This is a genomic window from Streptomyces sp. NPDC028305, from assembly GCF_055569495.1.
In genome coordinates this window covers 1-4,760 of record NZ_JBVHTN010000020.1, presented here as the reverse complement: position 1 = coordinate 4,760, position 4,760 = coordinate 1, and the positions used below count along the sequence as shown (strand labels likewise).

Sequence of the window (4,760 nt, the reverse complement as noted above, 5' to 3'; positions counted from 1 at the left end):
TGCGACATCGGCCTCGTGGGCTACGAGATGGCCCTGCTGGTCGACCGCGCGGGCACCGTCCTCACCCCGGACCTCCGCGCCGAACTGCAAGGCAGCCTCCTGAACTGACCGACCGACCGCCGCCCACCCGCTCGGCTGACAGGCCGAACGCCCCCCAAACGGCACCGACCGACGGCACGACCGTCACTTCCTGTCCCGACCGGAGGACCCATGACCCCGCCCCCTGCATCGCCCGGCCCGTACGGCGGCCATCACCAATCGCCGTACGGGGGTGAAGGCGACCAGCCGTTGGTGCGCCCGTACGCTATGACGGGGGGCCGGACCCGGCCTCGCTACCAGCTCGCCATCGAGGCGCTCGTCTCGACGACGGCGGACCCCGCCCATTTGCAGGGGCTGCTTCCCGAGCACCAGCGGATCTGCCATCTGTGCCGGGAGGTCAAGTCGGTCGCCGAGGTGTCCGCGCTGCTCAACATGCCGCTGGGCGTGGCGCGGATCCTGGTCGCCGACCTGGCCGAGGCGGGCATGGTGGCGATCCATCAGCCGGGGGGCAACGCGGAAGCGGGCGGTACCCCGGATGTGACACTGCTCGAAAGGGTGCTCAGTGGACTTCGCAAGCTCTAGCGGCGCTCCACCCGCGCGCGCGACCACCTCGGCCAAGATCGTGGTGGCGGGCGGGTTCGGCGTGGGCAAGACCACGTTCGTCGGCGCGGTCTCGGAGATCAACCCGCTGCGCACCGAAGCCGTGATGACCTCCGCCTCGGCCGGGATCGACGATCTGAGCCATGTGCAGGACAAGACCACGACGACCGTGGCGATGGACTTCGGCCGTATCACGCTGGACGACGATCTGATCCTGTACCTGTTCGGCACGCCCGGCCAGGACCGCTTCTGGTTCATGTGGGACGACCTGGTCCGCGGCGCCATCGGCGCGGTCGTCCTGGTCGACACCCGGCGCCTGTCCGACTGCTTCCCCGCCGTCGACTACTTCGAGAACTCCGGACTGCCCTTCGTCATCGCCCTCAACGGCTTCGACGGACACCAGCCCTACACCCCCGAGGAAGTCCGCGAGGCGCTCCAGATCGGCCCGGACACCCCGATCATCATCACCGACGCCCGCCACCGCAGCGAGGCCAAGAGCGCACTCATCACGCTCGTGGAACATGCGCTCATGGCACGGCTGAAGTAGGCGTAAACTCCCGGAAGTTGTCCGAGATCCGATGACCGGAGCGGGCTGTGTCCTAGGACACGGCCCGCTCGGACGTTCATAACGTTTCGACAGAGAAAAACCCTGGATCGGACACACAGGGCCATCGCACGACTCCGCTCCGTGCCCAATTAGTTCGACGTTTGACATGTCTCACCCGTAACGCCCGTTTTATCTCTGGTCCAGACAACTGGTCGGGTGCTTTGCCGACTGTTTTGAAAGCACCGACACGGCATGCTGGAATTCGCTGAACTGGGCGGTACGGGCTCAGCTGGGAACGGCACGACACAGGTGCCGACGCCGAGAGGTTGTTGGTCGAGTGAGGCGAAGCAAGCCGGACTCCGCGAAACAGGCGCGGGGGAACTTCACCCCGCCGCCGCGCACAGCGGCGCCACCCACCGACGCGCCGGAGCCCTCCGCCGCGGCCGGCGGTCGCCTGTCGCCGCGGAACTGGCGGGTGCCGGCCCGCCTGAACGCGATCCTGCTCATACCCGTCCTCGTCGCCCTGGTCTTCGGCGGCTTCCGCGTCGAGTCCTCCGTTTCCACCTGGAACGAGGCAGAGGACGCCGAGCGCACCGCCCGGCTGGTCCGCGCGGCCACGGCCTACGCCCACGCGCTGGTCGACGAGCGTGACCGCACCGCCGTACCGCTGCTCACCGGTTCCGCCGAGGACGAGGTGAAGAAGTTGCGGGCGGCGAGCGACGCCGCGAAGGCGGAGTTCGACAAGTACGCCGAGAACATGCCGAACACCGCGAGCCTCCAGCGCCGCCTCAAGGCGTTCCAGGCGGTGGAGCCGCAGCTGGCCAATCTGCGCCGCTACGCCTACACCGACCGGTTGAACGGGGTGAAGACCGAAGAGGGCTATGTCGCGGTCGAGCACTCACTGTTGGAGTTCGCAAACGAACTCGGTCTGGGCACCGGCAACATCACCTCCTACGGGCGGACCGTCTACGCGGTCTCGCTCGCCAAGGGCGCCGAATCGCTACAGCGCGCGATCGGCGCCCATCTGCTGGTCAAGCCCGGCCCCTCGGCGGCCGACCGCAAGATCCAGCTCACGGCCTTCGGCTCATATGTCTACCTGGAGAACATCGCCCTCACCGAGTTCCAGTCGGCCGGCCTCCCCGAGGACGTGGCCCGGCTGAAGCAGGCCATGGCGGCGGCGCAGAAGAAGAGCGAGCAGCAGGTCGGCGCCGCGCGGCAGAAGGCCGCGGACGAGGGCCGGCAGTTCGTGGTCCCACCGTCCATGGAGCAGATGGTCTCGTCCATCAGCGACGGCGCCAAGCCGGCGGACCTGAAGGAGCGCGGCATCACCCCGGCGTCGTGGCTCACCGCCTCCACGGCCAGGTTCGAGGCCTACCACCAGGTCGAGAAGCAGCTCGTCGACAACGCCGTGGACGAGGCATCGCAAATCTCCGCGAACGCAAAGCGCGACGCGTTTGTGAACTCCGCGATCGTGCTGCTCGCCCTCCTCCTGGCCTTCGTCGTGGCGGGCCGGATGGCCCGCTCCATGAGCCGCTCCATGCGGCAGCTGCGCAACGCCGCCTTCGATGTCGCGGAGCAGCGGCTGCCGGCGCTGGTCAACCAGCTGTCCCAGGCCGATCCGGGGCGGGTCGACACCCGGATAAAGCCCATCCCGATCACCACGCGGGACGAGATCGGCGAGGTGGCCCGCGCCTTCGACCGGGTGCACCGCGAGGCGACCCGGCTCGCCTCCGAACAGGCGATGCTGCGCGGCAACGTCAACGCGATCTTCACCAACCTTTCCAGCCGCAACCAGGGCCTCATCGAGCGCCAGCTCTCGCTGATCTCCGACCTGGAGAACAGCGAGGCCGACCCGGACCAGCTGGAGCAGCTCTTCCGGCTGGACCACCTGGCGACCCGTATGCGGCGCAACGGCGAGAACCTGCTGATCCTCGCGGGCGAGGAGCCGGGCCGCCGCTGGAACCAGCCGGTACCGCTGGTCGACGTGTTGCGCGCCGCCTCCTCCGAGGTGGAGTCGTACGAGCGCCTGGAGCTGGCCAGCGTCCCGGAGACCGAGATCCACGGCAACGCCGTGACCGACCTGGTGCATCTGCTCGCGGAGCTGCTGGAGAACGCCACCACGTTCTCCTCGCCGCACACCAAGGTGCGGGTGACCGCGACCCGGCTGCCCGACGGCCGTGTCATGATCGAGATCCACGACAAGGGCATCGGCCTGACCGCCGAGGACTTCGCGGACATCAACCACAAGCTGGCCAATCCGCCCACCGTGGACGCCACGGTCTCGCAGCGCATGGGCCTGTACGTGGTGGGCCGCCTGGCCGACCGGCACCACATCCGGGTCCAGCTGCGCCCGTCGGGCGAGCAGGCCGGCACCACCTCGCTGGTCATGCTGCCGGACGCGATCACGCACGGCGGAGGCGGCGAGGAGCTGCCCGGGAGCCAGGACTTCACGGTCTCCCCGATCGTCCCGGAGCAGGCGTCCCAGGCCCCGCAGGCCCCCCAGGCCATGCAAGCCCCGCAGGCTCCCGCGGTCTCCCAGGCCCCGCAGAACGCCCACGAGGCCACCGCGCCGCGTACGGCCGCCGACTTCGGCTTCGACGACTCGGCCTACGGCGCCGACCCCCTGCTGGGGACGGCGCCCGGGCCACTCGGTGCCACCGGGGCACCGGCCGCGGCCACCGGGCCGGCCGCGCCGCCGACGCCGACCGGGCCGGCCATGCCGTTCCCGCCTTCCGTGCCGTATTCCGAACCGGAACCGGATTACAGCACTCCGGCAGATCCTCTGACGCAGCCGTACTCCGATTTCACCGCCTCTTCCCACCAGGGGAATTGGAGCGATACCGGCTCGTATGAGTCGCCATTCGGGGCAAACTTCGGAGCACAAACCGGAGCACAAACGGAATCTGCGCCAAGCGCTCCCGAAGTTGCCCCGGAAAGCGTAGAGTTCCACCGTCCGGGGCCCTCCCCGAGCGCCATCAGCTCCCTGACCGACGCCGGTCTCCCCCGCCGCGAGAGGCAGTGGCAGCCGTCGGAGGACTCAGGGACTCAAGCGCCGGCCGCCACGGAACCGGCGGCGCCCGCGGCGCCGGAGCGGCCCGGCCAGGGCCCGGGGGAGCACGGTTTCACGGACACCTTCACGTGGCACGCGGAAAACGACCAGCGCTGGCACCGGGCCGAGCAGCTGCGTGAGCCGAAGGCCGGGGGGATCACCTCTTCCGGTCTGCCCCGGCGCGTGCCCAAGGCCAATCTGGTCGAGGGCTCCGCGGAGTCCACCGGAGCGGGCGGTCCCCAGATCTCCCGCGCGCCGGAGGACATCCGCGGCAGGTTGAGCAACCTGCGCCGCGGCGTCCAGAAGGGGCGCCAACAGCGTGACCAGCATGACCAACAGGGCTACGGCCCCGGCAGCAGCTACGATCAGGAGCGTTAGTGTGAGCCCGATGAGCCAGGCGGCGCAGAACCTGAACTGGTTGATCACCAATTTCGTGGACAACACCCCCGGGGTGTCGCACACGGTGGTGGTCTCCGCCGACGGACTCCTTCTGGCGATGTCCGAAGGCTTCCCCCGTGACCGAGC

Annotated in this window: 4 protein-coding genes and 1 pseudogene; all 5 read left to right on the top strand. The window is 69.3% G+C overall.

The window, feature by feature from the left end; translation table 11 throughout:
• A pseudogene (locus tag ACZ4WQ_RS46830) lies at nucleotides 1-108 on the top strand (roadblock/LC7 domain-containing protein); the annotation flags it as partial.
• Nucleotides 109-210: 102 nt separating this feature from the next.
• On the top strand, nucleotides 211-621 hold the full coding sequence (locus ACZ4WQ_RS46825) for a DUF742 domain-containing protein (protein WP_311727840.1): 411 nt from the start codon (nucleotides 211-213) through the stop codon (nucleotides 619-621).
• On the top strand, nucleotides 602-1,186 hold the full coding sequence (locus ACZ4WQ_RS46820; protein WP_311727841.1) for a GTP-binding protein: 585 nt from the start codon (nucleotides 602-604) through the stop codon (nucleotides 1,184-1,186). Before ACZ4WQ_RS46825 ends, ACZ4WQ_RS46820 begins: the two co-directional genes overlap by 20 nt.
• 337 nt (nucleotides 1,187-1,523) lie before the next feature.
• Nucleotides 1,524-4,613 carry a sensor histidine kinase gene (locus ACZ4WQ_RS46815; protein WP_398377819.1) on the top strand — a complete coding sequence of 1,030 codons (3,090 nt, stop codon included), beginning with the start codon at nucleotides 1,524-1,526 and terminating at the stop codon, nucleotides 4,611-4,613.
• Between the two features lie 10 nt (nucleotides 4,614-4,623).
• On the top strand, nucleotides 4,624-4,760 hold a 137-nt coding region (locus ACZ4WQ_RS46810; protein ID WP_210606506.1), incomplete at its 3' end, for a roadblock/LC7 domain-containing protein.

What these genes read in the sequence shown, in the direction of transcription:
- ACZ4WQ_RS46825 (WP_311727840.1), top strand. Translation starts at nt 211, where the DNA reads ATGACCCCGCCCCCTGCATCGCCCGGCCCGTACGGCGGCCATCACCAA.